The sequence below is a fragment of the Tateyamaria sp. syn59 genome (assembly GCF_007995245.1).
Taxonomy (GTDB): Bacteria; Pseudomonadota; Alphaproteobacteria; order Rhodobacterales; family Rhodobacteraceae; genus Tateyamaria.
In genome coordinates, this window is sequence record NZ_VCBA01000003.1 from 383,403 (window position 1) to 400,138 (window position 16,736).

Sequence of the window (16,736 nt, forward strand, 5' to 3'; positions counted from 1 at the left end):
CGCCAAATAAACCGCCGCCGGAGGCTCCCGCACCCTCAAACATGCGCTACCTCCATCCCGTGGGCACCCCCCAGCATCAAACCGATCTGCTCCACATCCAACCCAGCCGTGGCACGCGGCGCACTCAAGCGCCCCTCGTTCAGTGCCGCAAACCGGTCCGAGATTTCCATCAGCTCGTCCAGATCTTGCGAAATAGCGACCACTGCGGACCCATCCGCCGCCAAATCCAGCAAGGCCTGCCGAATGGCCGCCGCCGCCGCCGCATCCACCCCCCAAGTCGGCTGGTTCACAACCAGCACTTCCGGCTTCTGCAACACCTCGCGCCCGATCACGAATTTCTGCAGGTTGCCGCCAGACAGCGACCGCGCTGCGTTCTCAGGCCCCGGCGTGCGCACGTCAAAGCCCGAAATGATCCGCTCCGCAAAGCTACGGGTCTTCCGCCAGTCCAGCATCCCCCGCCGCGCCAGCCCCTCGCGCGCAGCCCCGGTCAGCATGGCATTCTCTGTCAGCGACATATTCGGCGCGGCGGCATGGCCCAGCCGCTCCTCGGGGGCTGCCAACACACCCAAACCGCGCCGCGCTTCCGGCCCTGCCTTGGCCAGATCATCCCCCTTGAACCGTACCATCCCTGGCCCGCAGGGTAACTCGCCTGACAAGACAGCCAGCAATTCATCCTGCCCGTTGCCCGCAACGCCACCGATGCCCAGCACCTCGCCCGCGCGCACGTCAAAGGACAGGTCCTTCAAAGACATGCCAAAGGCCGACGGCGATGCCACCGACAATCCCGTCACGGACAACAGCACCTCGCCTGCCGCATGGGCCGCTGCCTTTGGCGTGGCCAGCGAACTGCCCACCATCATCTCCGCCATGGCCCGGGCCGAGGTGTCACGCGGTACGCAGGTACCCACCACCTGTCCGCCCCGCAGGATTGTCGCCGCATCACAAAGCGCGCGAATTTCCTCCAGCTTGTGCGAGATATACAGGATCGCTGTCCCCTCGGCGCTCAGCTTGCGCAGGGTTTCAAAAAGGATTTCCACCTCCTGCGGCGTCAGTACAGAGGTCGGCTCGTCCATGATCAGCAGTTTTGGGTCCTGCAAAAGACACCGAATGATCTCGACCCGCTGCCGCTCACCCGCCGACAGATCGCCCACCACCCGATCTGGCGACAGGGGCAACCCATAGGTCTCCGACACCTCACGAATACGCGCCGCCAGCGTCCGCATAGGCGGCGGTGTTTCCATCCCCAGCGCGATATTCTCCGCCACGCTTAGCGCGTCAAAAAGCGAAAAATGCTGAAACACCATGCCCACACCCGCCGCACGGGCCGCACGCGGATCAGCGGGCGCAAAGCCTGCACCGTTCATCTGCATGACACCGGCATCCGGCTTCACCAGCCCATAGATCATCTTGACCAGCGTCGACTTGCCCGCTCCGTTCTCGCCCAGCAACGCATGGATTTCACCGGGTGCGATCTCCAACGATACGTCGTCGTTGGCGACAACGCCGGGATAGGCCTTGGTCAACCCGTTCAGGGACAAAAGGGGGCTCACGCACGGGTCTCCAGTCGTAGCGGTATGGTCTGCGTGGACTGTGCTAGCCGATAGGCGACCCCAATCGCAATCAAATGCGGGTCCTTGCCAAGGGAAGGATCGCCAATCGGGCAGGTGATGCGGTCAATTTCATCCGCAGCGTGTCCCAATTCCGTCAACCGCTTGCGAAAGCGCGCCCATTTTGTTTTCGACCCGATCAACCCGCAAGTGGCAAAACCACGGGTCAGCAGGGCATGGCACAGGCCAAGGTCAATATCATGGGCGTAGGTCAGGATCAGGTGATGCGCATCTCTGGGCGCATGGGCCGCCAGCGCGGGCAGGTCCACGGCAGGCACCGTGGTCACCGCGTCCGGCACATCTTCGGGAAACCGCTCAGGCCCGGTATCGGCCCAGGTCAACCGATGCCCCGGCACATGGCGAAGAATATCGACCAGCGCACGGCCCACGTGACCCGCGCCCCAGATCCAGACCTCCTGATCCTCCGGGCGCACCGGCTCGATCATCCAGCCGTCTTTCAGTTGCGATGCGGGCAGGGTGCCCTGATTGCGCGCCGCCTTCATCATCCGCTTGATGGACAGGGGCATCGGGTCCGGCCCCCGCGCCACCAGATCATGGGGCAGGGCGCGGGCGCGGTTCAGGTCGTAGATTTCCGACAAAACCTCAACGGCCCCACCACAGCACTGCCCAAGGTCCGGCCCAAGCGCGTGACGGCTGCGCGTGTCCCGCTTTAACTTGCGCCCGGCCGCCGCCAATTCAAACTCCAGCGCACCGCCACCAATGGTGCCCGACTGCCCGCCGTCCCAGACCAGCATCGCCGCGCCCGCCTCACGCGGGGCCGACCCCTGCACATGTGCCACCACGACGCGCACCACACGGCCATGCGCCGCGCAGGCGGCAATCAGACCTGCGCGATCAAACATCGCCACGCGCGGTGTGCACCGCTCTCAACACAGCTTCGGCAGTTGCGGGGGCCTGCAAGTCCGGATAGTGCGGCCCACAGGCCGCTGCCGCATCGCTCAGCGCGAGAAAGGCCGAAATCCCCAGCATCAATGGCGGCTCGCCCACGGCCTTGGATTTATAGATCGTGTCGGCCCGATTCTCACCATCCCAGAGTGCCACATTGAACACGTCAGGCCGGTCCGCACAGGCGGGAATCTTGTAGGTCGACGGCGCATGGGTGCGCAAACGGCCCGCATCGTCCCAGACCAGCTCCTCGGTCGTCAGCCAACCCGCGCCCTGGACATAGCCGCCTTCGATCTGGCCAATGTCCAGCGCCGGGTTCAGCGAGGCCCCCGCGTCATGCAGGATGTCGGCGCGCAAAATCCAGTTCTCACCCGTTAGCGTGTCGATCACCACCTCCGTCACGGCTGCGCCATAGGCAAAATAGAAAAAAGGCCGGCCCTGTCCCTTGATCCGGTCCCATTTGATGTCAGGCGTCTTGTAGAACCCGGTCGCCGACAGGCTGATGCGGGCCATGTATGTCATCTCCGCCACATCAGCAAAGCTGTACTCCTCGGCCCCCGCACGCACCCGTCCGTCGGCAAAGATCACTTCATCCGGGCGCACCTGGTGCAACTGCGCCAGATGTTCAGCCATCCGATCTCGAATGGTGTCGCAGGCGGCCTTCACCGCCATCCCGTTCAGATCACTGCCCGACGATGCCGCCGTGGCTGAGGTGTTGGGCACCTTGGCCGTGTCGGTCGCGGTGATCTTGACCATCTCTAGCGGCACGCCAAATCGGCTCGCAGCTACCTGCGCCACTTTTTGGAACAGCCCCTGTCCCATCTCGGTCCCACCATGGTTCAGATGGATCGACCCGTCTGCATAAACATGAACCAACGCACCGGCTTGGTTCAAATGCGTCAGGGTAAAAGAAATCCCGAACTTCACCGGCGTCAGCGCAATCCCCTTCTTCAGCACCGGGTTCGCGGCGTTCCACTCTGCCACAGCCGCCCGCCGCGCATCGTAGTCCGCACTCTCGCGCAATTGCGCGACCAAGGCATCGCCAATAAAGTCATCGACCTCCTGCCCATAGGGCGTTGTCTGATAAGTCTTCCCTGTTTTCAAAAAATCCTCGGGGGGAGCGCCATCGGCGCGGGGGGCAGACAGCCCCCCTTGATAAAAATTCGCAAACCGCACCGCCAGCGGATCAAGCCCCAGATGGCCCGCCACATGGTCCACGATCCGCTCCATCCCCAACATGCCCTGCGGCCCGCCAAACCCGCGGAATGCCGTTGCACTCTGCGTATTGGTGCGCAGCCGATGGCTCTCGATCCGGACATCGGGCAACCAATAGGCGTTGTCCGCATGCAACATTGCCCGGTCGGCCACGGGCAGAGACAGGTCCATCGCCCAACCACAACGCACATACTGGCGCACGTCCAGCGCGGTGATGCGACCCGCATCGTCAAAGCCCACGTCATAGTTGATCCGAAAATCATGCCGCTTGCCGGTGATGACCATGTCGTCATCGCGGTCATAGCGCATCTTGCAGGGGGCACCCGTCAGCCGCGCGGCCACGGCACAGGCGACGGCCAGCGCATTGCCCTGGCTCTCCTTTCCGCCAAAGCCGCCGCCCATCCGCCGTGTCTCGCAACGCACGGCGTGCATGGGCACGCCAAGGGCATCGGCCACCTTGTGCTGAATCTCGGTCGGGTGCTGGGTGGAGGAGATGACGTGCATGTCCCCATCCTCCCCCGGCAGAGCCAATGCGGCCTGACCCTCAAGATAAAAGTGCTCCTGCCCGCCAATCTGGAACGACCCCGTAAGGCGGTGCTCTGCCCCACCCATGGCCGCAGCGGCATCGCCGCGGGCATAGATGCGCGGGCCGTCTTCGAACCGTGTGCCTGCGGCCAGCGCCTGATCAATGGTCAGGATCGGGTCATCTTCCGCAATCTCGACCTTGCCCAACCGCGCCGCATGACGCGCTGCCAAATGCGAGCGGGCGACGATCAGAAACAGGGGCTGGCCCAGATAGTGCACCGACCCGTCGGACAGCAAAGGCTCATCATGGGCCGAGGGCGAGACGTCATTGGCAAACGGCAGGTCATCGGCGACCAGAACGGCGACGACGCCCTCTGCAGCCCGCACAGCCTCCAAATCCATCGCCGTGATCTGCCCGCGGGCGACGTCACTGATGCCAAAAGCCAGATGCAAAGTGCCCGCCGGTGCCGGGGTGTCATCCACATAACGCGCGGCTCCGGTCACATGCAGATGGGCGGCATCGTGCGGCAGAGGTTTTGCGACTGTCATGCCCGCACCTCCAAAACGTTTGTGGCCTGCCCCTGATCTTCAAGCCATGCACGCAGAAGCATGTTCTGCGCCGCCTCCATCCGATACTGGGAAGAGGCCCGCATGTCGGACATCGGCGTGAAATCCCGCGTCATTGCCTGCATCGCACTGGCCACCGTCGCGTCTGTCCATGGCATGCCCCGCAGCGCAGCCTCGGCACGCAGCGCACGTTTGGGCGTGCCTGCCATCCCGCCAAAGGCCAGGCGCACCTCGCGCACTTCTCCGTCCTCGACCTCGATCCAGAAACAGCCACAGACGGCCGAGATATCCTGATCGAACCGTTTCGACAGCTTGTAGCAGCGCAGATGATCATTCTGTCGAGGAATTGTGATCGCCTCGACAAACTCGTTCTCCGCCCGATCCTGCTTGCCATAGTCGATGAAGAAATCTTCGATCGGCATCTCTCGCACACCATCGACGGACCGCAAATGCAGCGTGGCCCCAAGCGCGATTAAGGCGGGTGAGCCATCCCCGATGGGCGAGCCGTTAGCCACATTGCCGCCAATGGTCGCCGCATTCCGCACCTGCACCGAGCCATAGCGGCGGATCAGCTCGGCAAAAGCGGGGTGATGCTCGGCCATAACACCGTGCAGGTCAGTCAGCGTGGTCGCCGCACCAATCCGTATCTCCTCGACACCGACCTCAACACCACTCAACGCCGGAATGCGGTTCAGGAAGGCCACGGGTCCCAGATCGCGGAAATCCTTCGTCACCCACAGGCCCACATCCGTGGCACCTGCAATCAGCGTGCCGCCGGGATTTTCACTCATCCACGTGGCGAGGGCCTCGGGCATGGTTGGGGGCTCTGCCCCCGGCTCCGTTGGAGCCTCCCCCGTGGTATTTTCAGTCAGAAGAAGGGGAGTGTCGTTTACATGATCGGGGACCGGCGCTGTTTCAGCGGCCTTGGCGGCGCGTATAATGGGTGCGTAGCCCGTGCAACGGCAAAGGTTGCCCGCAAGGGCCGTGTCATGGTCCGTCTCGCCGTTCAGGTGCGCCGTCGCCATCGTCGTGATGAACCCCGGCGTGCAGAAGCCGCATTGGCTGCCGTGGTGCTCGATCATGGCCTGCTGGACAGGATGCAAAGTGCCATCCGGGGCGGCGATCCCCTCGACCGTGCGGATCGCCTTGCCCTCAAGCTGCGGCATGAACAGGATGCAGGCATTGAGCGCCCGTGCGCCGCTCGCATCTGTCACCATGACCGAACAGGCGCCGCAATCGCCTTCGTTGCAGCCCTCCTTGGTGCCGGTCAGGCCGGGGCGCTCGCGCAGCCAGTCCAGAAGTGTCGTTGTCGGGGAAGTGTCCGCCGTGATCTCGCTTCCGTTCAGAAGAAAGGTCGTGCGCATGTTATATGTGCCTGCCGCGGTACCAACGCCCCTGATGCGGCCCCTCGGTCGATGCGGCGTAGACCGAAGGGCGGGCTGTCAGCGGATAAGGTAGGGCAGGCGGGCAGGCAAAGGCAAGCGGGGCCGGGCGGTTACGCCGCCATCTTGGTGGCGAGTGCCTCAAGGTTGGCCAACCCTGCCTCCCATCCCGCCTTGAACTCGCTGTCCGCGTCCGGCCCGGTGAAGGCCGACACCGCCACCGACACATCAAGTCGCGATCCGGTCCCCTGGGCTGTCACCCGGTAGGTGACCAACGTGGTCGCGATGGCGGCCCCGCCGATAATGACCGTCTCGGTAAAGGCCGCATCATGCGGCCCGTCGATCCGGTACCAGCGCGTATCCACCGTGAATTCCGGATTGTCCGCAGGCCCGCAGCGATGCGTTTCATGGCCGCCCAACCGGAAGTCCGATTTGTCCATGATCAGCACCATGCCTTCCTCCGGCGCGCCCCAGACCTCGCGCATCTGCCCATCGGTCAGCAAGTGCCACAGCCGGTCGGGGTTTAGCGGTAAAGTCCGGCTGAGGTCGAAATGTCCGGTATCTGTTGTCATGATGTCTTCTCCTTCAAAGTCATTGCGAGCTCTCCAAGCTGACGGATCACCGTCGCCCAGCCCTCGTGAAATCCCATTTCTTCGTGCCGTTTGCGGGTCGCTTCATCGCCATGCAGAACGGTGGCGCGGTACAGCGTGCCCGCGTCGCGCGGCTCAAGCTCGTAGATCGCGGTCATAAACGGGGCCGCGGTGGGGCGGTAGCCGCTCAAGAGCGCATCGGTGGTCACCAGCCGCCGGGCCGGATCCGCCTCGAGGACACAGCCCCGCAGTGGCATCTCGGTCCCGTCATCCAGCACCATGGTCAGGTCTGCCCGTCCGCCTGGCACGAAGTCATACGCGATGTCCTTGACCGTGAACGGCTTGGGCGCAAACCACTGCGCCAGAAGGTCGGGATCGGTCCAGCAGCGCCAGACGGTTTCGGGCTTTGCCCCGATCTCGCGTTCGATGCGCAGGTCCAGGTCCGGGTTGAAATCCATCATGTGCTGTCCTCTTCGTTCAATGCTTCGGCAAGTCGTGCCAAACGGTCGAGCCGCCCTTCCCACATGTCCTTCTGGCGTTTCAGCCAATCGTCCATCACGCGCAGCGGGGCTGCTTCGATATGGACGGTACGCACGCGCCCCTTCTTGGTACTTGAGACCAGCCCGCTTTCCTCCAGCACTTTCAAGTGTTTGAGGAACGTGGGCAGCGCCATGTCGTGCCCGTCATGCAGCGCGCTAACAGCCGCTGGCCCTAGGGTCAGTTGCTCGACCACCGCGCGGCGGGTCGGGTCGGCGAGGGCGCCAAAGACGATATCGAGTTGGTTAGTCATGTGACTAAGTATTACCGTCGGGCGATTCGAGTCAAGACACTTAGCCAGATAGCTAACTTATAGCCTGTGGATAACATCTTGTGGGGCTTTCCGAGCGGCGCGCCACGACATATCGTGGTCCACATGACAGACGCCCCCCGATTCATTCACTTGCGCACCCACTCCGAATACTCGCTGCTCGAAGGAGCAATGCGCCTGAAAAAGCTACCCGGCATCGTGCGGGATGCCGGCATGCCCGCCATCGCGCTGACCGATACGAACAACATGTTCGCCGCGTTGGAGTTCTCGGTCAGCATGGCGGGGGCGGGGGTGCAGCCCATCATCGGCTGCCAGGTCGATCTGCAATACGTGACCCCGCGCCCCGGTGAACGGCCTCGCGATCCCGCGCCGCTCGTGCTGCTCGCACAGACCGAGGCGGGGTACGAACACCTGATGAAGCTGAACTCGTGCCTGTATCTGCGCGACGGCTCAGACCTGCCCCATGTCACTGTCGAGGAACTGGCGGGCCATTCGGCGGACGTGATCTGCCTGACTGGCGGTCCAAACGGTACCGTCGGGATGCTGTTGCAGACGGGGCAGGTACCGGCTGCCCAAGCGCTCATGGACCGGCTCAAGGATATCTTTGCCGACCGGCTCTACGTCGAGTTGCAGCGCCACCCGGGCGAGGGTGGCCAGCCCGAAGCCGAGCGCCTTACAGAGCGCCCGCTGATCGAAATGGCCTATGGCATGGACTTGCCGCTGGTCGCGACCAACGATGTCTACTTTCCTAAACCGGACATGTACGAAAGCCACGACGCGCTGATCTGCATTGCCGAGGGCGCCTATGTTGACCAGCAGGAACCGCGCCGCCGCCTGACAGCCCAGCACTACTTCAAGTCGCAGGCCGAGATGGTGACGCTATTCGCCGATCTTCCCGAAGCCATCGAGAACACGGTCGAGATCGCACAGCGCTGCGCCTTCATGGCTTATCGCCGTGATCCGATTCTGCCAAAATTCGCAGATGACGAGGTGCAGGAACTGCGCCGCCAGTCCAACGAAGGCTTGCAGGAACGGCTCAAGGTGATCCCCCACGCCACATCGGTCGAGGAATACCAGAAACGCCTCGATTTCGAGTTGGACATCATCGAAGGCATGGGCTTCCCCGGCTACTTCCTGATCGTGGCCGACTTCATCAAATGGGCCAAGGATCACGACATCCCGGTGGGGCCCGGACGGGGCTCCGGTGCGGGCAGCCTCGTGGCATACGCGCTCACCATCACCGACCTCGACCCCCTCCGCTACGCGCTCCTCTTCGAACGCTTCCTGAACCCCGAGCGGGTGTCGATGCCCGACTTCGACATCGACTTCTGCATGGACCGGCGCGAGGAGGTCATCCGCTATGTGCAAGAGAAATATGGCCGCGACAAGGTCGGCCAGATCATCACCTTCGGCGCGCTTTTGTCCAAGGCAGCGGTGCGCGACATCGGGCGCGTGCTGCAAATGCCCTACGGCCAGGTGGACCGGCTGTCCAAGCTGATCCCGGTCGAGGGCGTCAAGCCGGTGAGCATCGAAAAGGCGTTGAAAGACGAGCCCCGCCTGCGCGAAGAGGCGCGGAACGAAGAGGTCGTGGACCGTCTCCTCACCTACGGCCAACAGGTTGAAGGGTTACTACGGAACGTCTCCACCCACGCTGCCGGCGTGGTAATCGGGGACCGCCCGCTTGATGCGCTTGTGCCGCTCTACCAAGACCCCCGCTCGGACATGCCCGCCACCCAGTTCAACATGAAATGGGTTGAACAGGCGGGCCTCGTCAAATTCGATTTCCTCGGCCTGAAAACCCTGACGGTGATCCAGAACGCGGTGGAACAAATCCTCGGCTCGGGCCGCAAGCTGCACATCGCGGCCGACGGCACGGAACTCTATACGCCCGCCGACGGGATGGAGAATGACATCGGCGGCATCCCCCTCGATGACGAGGCCAGCTACAAGCTCTACGCCGCAGGCAAGACGGTCGCCGTGTTCCAGGTGGAAAGCTCGGGCATGATCGACGCGCTCAAGCGGATGAAGCCCGACTGTATCGAGGATATCATCGCCCTCGTCGCCCTCTACCGCCCCGGCCCGATGGAGAACATCCCGAAGTTCTGCGAGGTGAAAAACGGGCTCTCCGAACGCGACACCCTGCACCCCTCCATTGACCACATCCTGGACGAAACCCAGGGCATCATCGTCTACCAGGAACAGGTGATGCAGATCGCGCAGGAAATGGCGGGCTACTCGCTTGGCGGCGCTGACCTGCTCCGCCGTGCCATGGGTAAAAAGATTCAAGAGGCGATGGACGCCGAACGACCCAAATTCCTTGCCGGGTCCAAGGAAAACGGCGTGGACGAGGATAAGGCGCTGGAGGTCTGGCACCTGCTCGACAAGTTCGCCAACTACGGCTTCAACAAATCCCACGCGGCGGCCTACGCCGTGGTCAGCTACCAGACGGCGTGGCTCAAGGCGAACCACCCGGTCGAATTCATGGCCGGTGTGATGAACTGCGATATCCACCTGACGGACAAGCTGGCGATCTATTTCGAAGAGGTGCGCAAGGGGCTCGACCTGCCTTGGGTGCCGCCCTGCGTGAACCGGTCGGACGCGACGTTCAAGGTGGTCGACGGGGCGCTGGTCTATGCGCTGGGCGCACTCAAGAACGTGGGCGTCGAGGCGATGCGGCTGGTGCAGGAGGCACGTGACGGCAAACCGTTCGTGAACCTGTTCGACTTCGCCCGCCGCGTAGACCTCAAGAAAGTCGGCAAACGCCCGCTTGAAATGCTGGCACGCGCTGGTGCCTTCGACCAGCTGGACCCTAACCGACGCCGTGTCTTTGACGCCCTCGACGCGCTTAGCGCTTATTCTGCGGCGGTACATGATCAGAAGAATTCCAATCAGGTTTCCCTGTTTGGCGACGCCGGGGACGATTTGCCCGAACCACGACTCTTACCAGTGGCAGATTGGCTGCCCGCAGAACGATTGGGTGAAGAACACAAAGCCGTCGGTTTTTACCTGTCCGGCCACCCGCTTGACGACTACATGGGTCCGCTCAAGCGCAAGGGCGTGATCACTCTGGACGAGGTGACGGCCAAGGCCGAGGGCCAGCCGCTTGTGGCCAAATTGGCTGGTGTGGTTGCCGGTTTGCAGGTGCGCAAATCTGCCAAGGGCAATCGGTTCGCCTTTTGCCAGATGTCAGATACGACCGGTGCGTACGAGGTCACCTTGTTCTCCGAGAGCCTCGAAAAATCCCAGGATCACCTTGTCACAGGTGCCAAAGTCATCGTCACGGTCGAAGCGACTATGGAAAGCGACCAGCTCAAGCTTCTGGGCCGCTCCGTCGCTCCGGTGGACACGGCGGTTGCCGATGTCGGCGGCATGGGTTTGCGCATCTTTGTCGAAGCCCCCACCGCGCTCGCCTCGGTCGCTACGGTGCTCGAAGGAGCGGCCAACTCGGCCAAGGGGGCAGGGCGCGGCCCGATCACAATCTGCCTGATGGATGACAGCCTGCCGGGCGAGGTCGAGATGGACCTCGGCGCAGAATTCCCCGTGACGCCCCAGATCAAGGGCGCGATCAAATCGCTCTCCGGCGTGGTCGAGGTGCAGGACCTCTGACGCCAACCGCCCCCGACTGGACGTCATGGCGTCTTGGGGATAAAACCGGCGCGGGGATGTGGATAAGTTCAGGGAGGATACGCGTGTGATGCGAAAGCTGTCGGCCTGCGCCTTGCTGGTTCTGCTCGGGGCCTGTGGCGATCCGCTGCGCGGCATTGACCGCGTGTCAGCCGGGGCCGTCCTGCCCCCAGAACCCGGTGCCAATGTCGTGTCAACCGAAGAAGAGCTCGCGCGCGAAGACAGCATTCTGTCCGGCGTCTTCCGCGACCCTGGCAATGGCGCGGACGAAAACGCACAAACACCTGCGCCCAACCCGGACCAGATCTACGCGGACGCCACGGTATCAGACACAGACGGAGCGTTGCCTACCGAACCAGCCCCGTCCGACGCGCTTGCAAGCGCGGGGTCTGACGCCGCCGTAACGCCGGTAGGGCCCGCTTCGCGCGGCCTCTTCGGCTGGCTGCGCCGCGTGTCGGCGGCAGACGCGGACCCACAACCACTGACCAGCCAAGATGCGGTCAACGCCGGGCCAGACGCGCAGATAGATACCGAAGCTGACGCACAACCTGTTGTTACAGCCGCCGTCTCCCCCGACGCGCTGGTCGAGCCGGAAAAGCGCCGCCGCCTCTTCGGCGGCCCTCGAAACACACCACGCAACGGTCCGGACGCCATGGACGTGGCACCCGGCACGATGGTGCCCTTCGGCCAGATCGCGCGCAATTGCGATGCAACACCGGCAAGATCGGGCGCGGTGGTGGACAAGGCCGCAGGCAAGGGCCGCGGCTACGTGCTCTATGACACAGCCCCCGACAGCACCGCACCCCGCACCTTCTACGTCACGGGTTTTGCCGACAATTGCCCCCGCCAGTTCACGGCAGCCCTTGCGCTCTTCGGCGAACCTGCCTTCCACGAACAGCTCCGTTACGGCCTGCCGGCGGACGAGTATCCCTACTCGACCACTGACGAAGCTTATGAAAAGCTGAAGCGCAAGGTGTGCAATGTGGGGCGAAACAAGCCTTGCGGCGGGCGCATCGACCGCCTGTCACGGAACACGACCTTCATCAGCGCCTATGAGAACTTCACCGACAACGGGCGCTGGGCCGACATGCTCTTGCACGACGGCGTAGTGGTGGCGGCGTCGCTCAAGACACCCTGAGGTCTTTGCTTTTTGCAACCCGACCCTTCGGGGAGGATTTTTTTTGAAACAGGGAAGACAGACCCTGTTCACCAATCATTAAGGTTAATCGCCTTTGTTAAGGGCGCACCGGGAGCAGGGATGCGAACCGGTGTAAACGGGGAAGGCCCTTGGTCCATTGCGATCAAGGGCTGGACCACCCCGCCTTTCCCCACGTTGACAGGGCGAGCGCTCCGGTCCTCATCTTCCCTGTTTCAAAAAAATCCTCCCCGAAGGGCCGACCAGCCAAGACGCCGTCCTACTCAATAATGCGGCGGCCGTTCATCCCCGATCACGACGCCACCGCCGCCATCCGCCTCTCGCTGCGCTTCGCGTTCCATCAGCATCTGCACGCGCCGGGTCAGTAGGGCAATCTCGGTCTCCTGCCGCGCCACCACGTCCGACAACTCGTCCACCGAGCGCTGCAAATGTGCGATCTCTTCTTCCAGCTTTTCCATATCCCTCTCCTGCCACTTCAAGCCCTGCTTGCCCAGCCCCCATGCCTGCGCTATCCCCGCGCCCGAACGCAAACCCGGAGCGCCACCATGGCCAAGCCCAAGAAAACCCCCCGCCCCAAGGCGCAAACGCCCAAGGGGTTCCGCGACTATTTCGGCACGGACGTCACCGACCGGGCCGAGATGCTGCAAAAGATCGCCGGGGTGTACCATCGCTACGGGTTTGACGCGCTGGAATCCAGTGCAGTCGAAACGGTCGAGGCACTGGGCAAGTTCCTGCCCGATGTGGACCGCCCGAACGAAGGGGTATTTGCCTGGCAGGAGGAAGACGGCGACTGGCTCGCCCTGCGCTACGACATGACGGCCCCGCTGGCGCGTGTCTATGCGCAACACCGCAACGACCTGCCCAATCCCTATCGCCGCTACACGATGGGTCCGGTCTGGCGCAACGAAAAGCCGGGACCGGGGCGGTTTCGCCAGTTCTATCAATGCGATGCGGACACGGTGGGCACGGCCTCCATGGCCGCGGATGCCGAGATTTGCGCGATGCTGTCGGACACGCTCGAAGCGGTGGGCATCCAACGCGGCGACTACGTGATCCGCATCAACAACCGCAAGGTGTTGAACGGCGTGATGGAGGTTGCGGGCCTCGCAGGCGAGGACAAGAAAGCCGAACGCGGCATCGTCCTGCGCGCCATCGACAAGCTCGACCGGCTCGGGCCCGACGGCGTGCACGCGCTGCTCGGCGAGGGGCGCAAAGATGAGAGCGGGGACTTCACCAAGGGTGCTGGCCTCAGCGAGTTGCAAATTGAAAAGATCATGAATTTCGTCAACTCGTATGAGCCGGTCAGCAACCGGCTTGCTTTGGAGGCGTCTCGAGCGGCGGATGAGGGCAATTCAACACGAGCGGACCAACTCACTTTTGCAAGATACTCCGTGGATGGGGCTTTCAATGATCGAGAAGGCAGGCTTCAATACAGCGAATACCGAAAAATCTGGAACCAACGGATCATTGATCACCTGCGCGAAGTCGTTGGTGGGTCTGATGTTGGCTTTTCCGGTGTAGAAGAGCTTCAACAGATCCATGACCTTCTAAGCGCGGCAGGATATTCAGACTGTCGACTTCAAATCGACCCCTCCGTTGTCCGCGGCCTCGGCTACTACACGGGCCCCGTCTACGAGGCCGAACTCACCTTCGACGTCCAGAACGAAAAGGGCCAGACGGTCCAGTTCGGCTCCGTCGCGGGTGGCGGCCGCTACGACGATCTTGTCAAGCGCTTCACTGGCCAAGAGGTCCCGGCCACCGGCGTCTCAATCGGCGTCGACCGGCTGCTCGCCGCCCTGCGCGCGACAAACCGCATCGGCACGACCGAACAAGGGCCCGTCGTCGTCACCGTCATGGACCGTGACCGCATGGCCGACTACCAGGCCATGGTCGCCGAACTCCGGCAAGCAGGCATCCGGGCCGAGGTCTACCTCGGCAACCCGAAAAACTTCGGCAACCAGCTCAAATACGCGGACAAGCGCAACGCCCCCATCGCGATCATCGAAGGCGGCGACGAAAAGGACCGCGGCGTCGTCCAGATCAAGGACCTCTACCTCGGCGCCAAGATCGCCGAGACGGCAACGCATGAGGAATGGGCCGAAAACCCCAGCCAGTTCGAAGTGCCCCGCGATCAGATGCTCGCTAAGGTGCAGGAGATCCTGAACCAATGACCCAAGCACGCGAGCGGGTCCATGCCCTGCGCGACCGCTTCATCGCGGCGGGCGCGCAGCTGGTCAAACCGCCGATCCTGCAACCGGCGGACCTGCTGCTCGATCTCTATGGCGAGGATATCCGTGCACGCGCCTATGTCACTTCCGACGCGCTCCGCGGCGAACAGATGCTGCGCCCTGACTTCACGGTGCCGGTCGTACAGATGCATATGGCCAATGGCGCCGACCCCGCCCGCTACACCTATGCAGGCAAGGTCTTTCGGCGGCAGGAGGACGACCCTGACCGGGCCAACGAATACCTGCAGGTGGGCTACGAGCTCTTCGACGGCACCGACCCTGCGGCAGCGGATGCCGAGGTGTTTGCCCTGATCGCCGACGCCGTCAGCCCGCTGAACCTGCGCGCGGCCACCGGTGACATCGGCATCCTCATGGCCGCCGTCGATGGCCTCGACATCTCCGACCGGCGCAAGGCCGCCCTGCGCCGCCACATCTGGCGCCCCCGCCGCTTCCGCGCGCTGCTCGACCGCTTCTCCGGCCGCAGCCCGGTACCGGAAACGCGGGCAGCCCTGCTCGCGGGCAAGGCCGCAACCGACGCGCCCCTCACCGGCCTGCGCCGACAGTCCGAAATCGACGCACGTATCGCAGCGCTTCAAGCCGACGCCGCCGAACCGCCGCTCTCCGGCGCGCAGATGGAATGCCTCGATGCGCTCTTGAATGTCCGCGAAACGCTGCCCTTCGCGCTGGCCCAGATGCACACGCTGTGCGCCGACCTGCCCGCCCTGCGCCCCGCCGTCAAACGGATCGACGCACGGGCCGAAGCCCTCTCCGCCCGCGGCATCGACGTCGACAACCTGGAATTCGAGGCCAGCTTCGGTCGCACCTCGATGGAGTATTACGACGGCTTCGTCTTTGGTTTTTACGCCGAACAGCGCCCCGACCTGCCCCCCGTCGCCTCAGGCGGGCGCTACGACGCGCTCACCCGCCGTCTTGGCCAAGGCCAGGAAATCCCCGCCGTAGGTGCCGTCATTCGCCCCGGCCTGATGGATGAATTGGAGGGCGCAGCATGATCAAGCTCGGCGTGCCGTCCAAGGGGCGGCTGATGGACAAGACGTTTCAGTGGTTTGAAAAGCGCGGCGTTACACTGATGCGCACCGGGTCCGACCGCGAATATGCGGGTGCAGTGGACGGCATCGACGGCGTGGCGCTCGTCCTGCTCTCCGCCGGCGAAGTGCCGCGCGAACTCGCCGGCGGGCGCATCCACCTTGGCGTCACGGGTACTGACCTGATCCACGACAAACTGCCCCTCTGGGAACAGCAGGTCGAGCCGATGGCCGAAATGGGCTTTGGCCACGCCGACCTCGTGCTGGCCGTGCCCAAAGCGTGGATCGACGTGGACCTGACCGATGATCTCGACGCCGCCGCCGCCGCCTTCCGCACGGACCACGGCTTCCGCCTGCGCATTGCCACAAAGTACCACCGGCTTGTGCGCGACTTCCTGCGGGACGCGGGCGTGGCCGACTACGCCCTTGTCGACAGTCAGGGCGCAACCGAAGGCACGGTGGCGAATGAGACGGCAGAGGCCATCGCCGACATCACCTCGTCCGGCGACACATTGCGCGCTAACCACCTCAAGATTCTGAGTGACGGCTTGATCCTCGCCAGCCAAGCCACGCTGTGGAGGTCGCGGGTTGCCGCGTTGGAAGATCAAGATCGGGTTGTGCTTAAGGAGTTGCTCGACAAGTTGCTCTAGGTGCGCAGGCGGATCATCATCCAGCCCGCAGCGATCAAACAGACCACCTTTGACACTTCGAGCGCGACAAAGATCAGGTGCCGCCCGGTCGCATCGCTGTAGGGCGCGCCCGCGATAATCAGATCGCTGCGCGCTTCCAGCATCGGCTGAACACCAAGCTGCTGAACGAGAAAAAGCGCTGTGGCGATCACGATGAGCGCTGGCGGGCGCGTGCGCGATAGGACCGTTACCACGGCAATGGCTGCCAAAAACGCCCACTCGACATACCCGATCCATGCGAACTGTGCGCGTCCCACCTGTAAGGCGAGCGGCAACTCAAGCGCGTCCACCGTGAATTTCGCGGGCGCCGCAACCAGATTTCCACCGATGCAGCCGCCAGCCCAGATCAGCACGAGTATGGTGAGAAAGCGCAGTGTGATCGCCTGCGCCATGGCC

General features: G+C 63.4%; 14 protein-coding genes. 5 read left to right on the forward strand and 9 right to left on the reverse strand.

Annotation, left to right across the window (positions count from 1 at the left end; all coding sequences use genetic code 11):
- Nucleotides 1-35: 35 nt before the first annotated feature.
- From FD715_RS07900 to FD715_RS07930, 7 genes are all read right to left on the reverse strand, one after another.
- Complete coding sequence (locus tag FD715_RS07900; protein WP_147107729.1) at nt 36-1,550, reverse strand: ABC transporter ATP-binding protein; 1,515 nt, start codon at nt 1,548-1,550, stop codon at nt 36-38.
- Nucleotides 1,547-2,470 carry a xanthine dehydrogenase accessory protein XdhC gene (gene xdhC / locus FD715_RS07905; protein WP_147107732.1) on the reverse strand — a complete coding sequence of 308 codons (924 nt, stop codon included), beginning with the start codon at nt 2,468-2,470 and terminating at the stop codon, nt 1,547-1,549. Before xdhC ends, FD715_RS07900 begins: the two co-directional genes overlap by 4 nt.
- The gene (gene xdhB / locus FD715_RS07910) at nt 2,463-4,802 is read right to left on the reverse strand and encodes a xanthine dehydrogenase molybdopterin binding subunit (protein WP_147107734.1); all 2,340 of its coding nucleotides are present in this window, start codon (nt 4,800-4,802) and stop codon (nt 2,463-2,465) included. Before xdhB ends, xdhC begins: the two co-directional genes overlap by 8 nt.
- Nucleotides 4,799-6,184, reverse strand: a complete 1,386-nt coding sequence (gene xdhA / locus FD715_RS07915) for a xanthine dehydrogenase small subunit (protein WP_147107737.1) — start codon at nt 6,182-6,184, stop codon at nt 4,799-4,801. Before xdhA ends, xdhB begins: the two co-directional genes overlap by 4 nt.
- Nucleotides 6,185-6,315: 131 nt before the next feature.
- Nucleotides 6,316-6,774: an SRPBCC domain-containing protein gene (locus tag FD715_RS07920; protein ID WP_147107740.1), complete on the reverse strand. Its 459-nt coding sequence runs from the start codon at nt 6,772-6,774 to the stop codon at nt 6,316-6,318.
- Entirely contained in the window at nt 6,771-7,253 is a 483-nt protein-coding gene (locus FD715_RS07925) for an SRPBCC family protein (protein WP_147107743.1), read from the reverse strand. The genes FD715_RS07920 and FD715_RS07925 overlap by 4 nt, the downstream gene beginning before the upstream one ends.
- Nucleotides 7,250-7,582 carry a helix-turn-helix transcriptional regulator gene (locus FD715_RS07930; RefSeq protein ID WP_147107746.1) on the reverse strand — a complete coding sequence of 111 codons (333 nt, stop codon included), beginning with the start codon at nt 7,580-7,582 and terminating at the stop codon, nt 7,250-7,252. The genes FD715_RS07925 and FD715_RS07930 overlap by 4 nt, the downstream gene beginning before the upstream one ends.
- 123 nt (nt 7,583-7,705) lie before the next feature.
- Here FD715_RS07930 and dnaE point away from each other — a divergent pair, with 123 nt between their 5' ends.
- Both dnaE and FD715_RS07940 read left to right on the forward strand, forming a co-directional pair.
- On the forward strand, nt 7,706-11,206 hold the full coding sequence (dnaE, locus tag FD715_RS07935; RefSeq protein ID WP_147107749.1) for a DNA polymerase III subunit alpha: 3,501 nt from the start codon (nt 7,706-7,708) through the stop codon (nt 11,204-11,206).
- 88 nt (nt 11,207-11,294) lie between these two features.
- On the forward strand, nt 11,295-12,362 hold the full coding sequence (locus FD715_RS07940) for a hypothetical protein (RefSeq protein ID WP_147107752.1): 1,068 nt from the start codon (nt 11,295-11,297) through the stop codon (nt 12,360-12,362).
- 281 nt (nt 12,363-12,643) lie between these two features.
- Here the strand turns inward: FD715_RS07940 and FD715_RS07945 are convergent, their stop codons facing one another.
- Nucleotides 12,644-12,838, reverse strand: a complete 195-nt coding sequence (locus FD715_RS07945; protein WP_147107755.1) for a SlyX family protein — start codon at nt 12,836-12,838, stop codon at nt 12,644-12,646.
- An 87-nt stretch (nt 12,839-12,925) separates the two neighbouring features.
- Here FD715_RS07945 and hisS point away from each other — a divergent pair, with 87 nt between their 5' ends.
- Genes hisS through hisG form a run of 3 tightly spaced genes read left to right on the forward strand, consistent with a single transcriptional unit; the run spans nt 12,926 to nt 16,301 of the window.
- The gene (hisS, locus tag FD715_RS07950; RefSeq protein ID WP_147107758.1) at nt 12,926-14,551 is read left to right on the forward strand and encodes a histidine--tRNA ligase; all 1,626 of its coding nucleotides are present in this window, start codon (nt 12,926-12,928) and stop codon (nt 14,549-14,551) included.
- A complete protein-coding gene (locus FD715_RS07955; RefSeq protein WP_147107761.1) occupies nt 14,548-15,618 on the forward strand; it encodes an ATP phosphoribosyltransferase regulatory subunit in 1,071 nt (356 codons plus the stop codon). The genes hisS and FD715_RS07955 overlap by 4 nt, the downstream gene beginning before the upstream one ends.
- Entirely contained in the window at nt 15,615-16,301 is a 687-nt protein-coding gene (hisG, locus tag FD715_RS07960; protein ID WP_147107764.1) for an ATP phosphoribosyltransferase, read from the forward strand. The genes FD715_RS07955 and hisG overlap by 4 nt, the downstream gene beginning before the upstream one ends.
- On the opposite strand, the gene FD715_RS07965 is transcribed toward hisG, so the two are convergent.
- Nucleotides 16,298-16,732: a hypothetical protein gene (locus tag FD715_RS07965; protein WP_147107767.1), complete on the reverse strand. Its 435-nt coding sequence runs from the start codon at nt 16,730-16,732 to the stop codon at nt 16,298-16,300. The two genes, hisG and FD715_RS07965, sit on opposite strands and share 4 nt — an antisense overlap.
- Nucleotides 16,733-16,736 lie beyond the last annotated feature (4 nt).

Coding starts and splice junctions, on each gene's coding strand:
- xdhC (WP_147107732.1), bottom strand. CDS start 2,470: ATGTTTGATCGCGCAGGTCTGATTGCCGCCTGCGCGGCGCATGGCCGT.
- xdhB (WP_147107734.1), bottom strand. CDS start 4,802: ATGACAGTCGCAAAACCTCTGCCGCACGATGCCGCCCATCTGCATGTG.
- xdhA (WP_147107737.1), bottom strand. CDS start 6,184: ATGCGCACGACCTTTCTTCTGAACGGAAGCGAGATCACGGCGGACACT.
- FD715_RS07920 (WP_147107740.1), bottom strand. CDS start 6,774: ATGACAACAGATACCGGACATTTCGACCTCAGCCGGACTTTACCGCTA.
- FD715_RS07925 (WP_147107743.1), bottom strand. CDS start 7,253: ATGATGGATTTCAACCCGGACCTGGACCTGCGCATCGAACGCGAGATC.
- FD715_RS07930 (WP_147107746.1), bottom strand. CDS start 7,582: ATGACTAACCAACTCGATATCGTCTTTGGCGCCCTCGCCGACCCGACC.
- dnaE (WP_147107749.1), top strand. CDS start 7,706: ATGACAGACGCCCCCCGATTCATTCACTTGCGCACCCACTCCGAATAC.
- FD715_RS07940 (WP_147107752.1), top strand. CDS start 11,295: ATGCGAAAGCTGTCGGCCTGCGCCTTGCTGGTTCTGCTCGGGGCCTGT.
- FD715_RS07945 (WP_147107755.1), bottom strand. CDS start 12,838: ATGGAAAAGCTGGAAGAAGAGATCGCACATTTGCAGCGCTCGGTGGAC.
- hisS (WP_147107758.1), top strand. CDS start 12,926: ATGGCCAAGCCCAAGAAAACCCCCCGCCCCAAGGCGCAAACGCCCAAG.
- FD715_RS07955 (WP_147107761.1), top strand. CDS start 14,548: ATGACCCAAGCACGCGAGCGGGTCCATGCCCTGCGCGACCGCTTCATC.
- hisG (WP_147107764.1), top strand. CDS start 15,615: ATGATCAAGCTCGGCGTGCCGTCCAAGGGGCGGCTGATGGACAAGACG.
- FD715_RS07965 (WP_147107767.1), bottom strand. CDS start 16,732: ATGGCGCAGGCGATCACACTGCGCTTTCTCACCATACTCGTGCTGATC.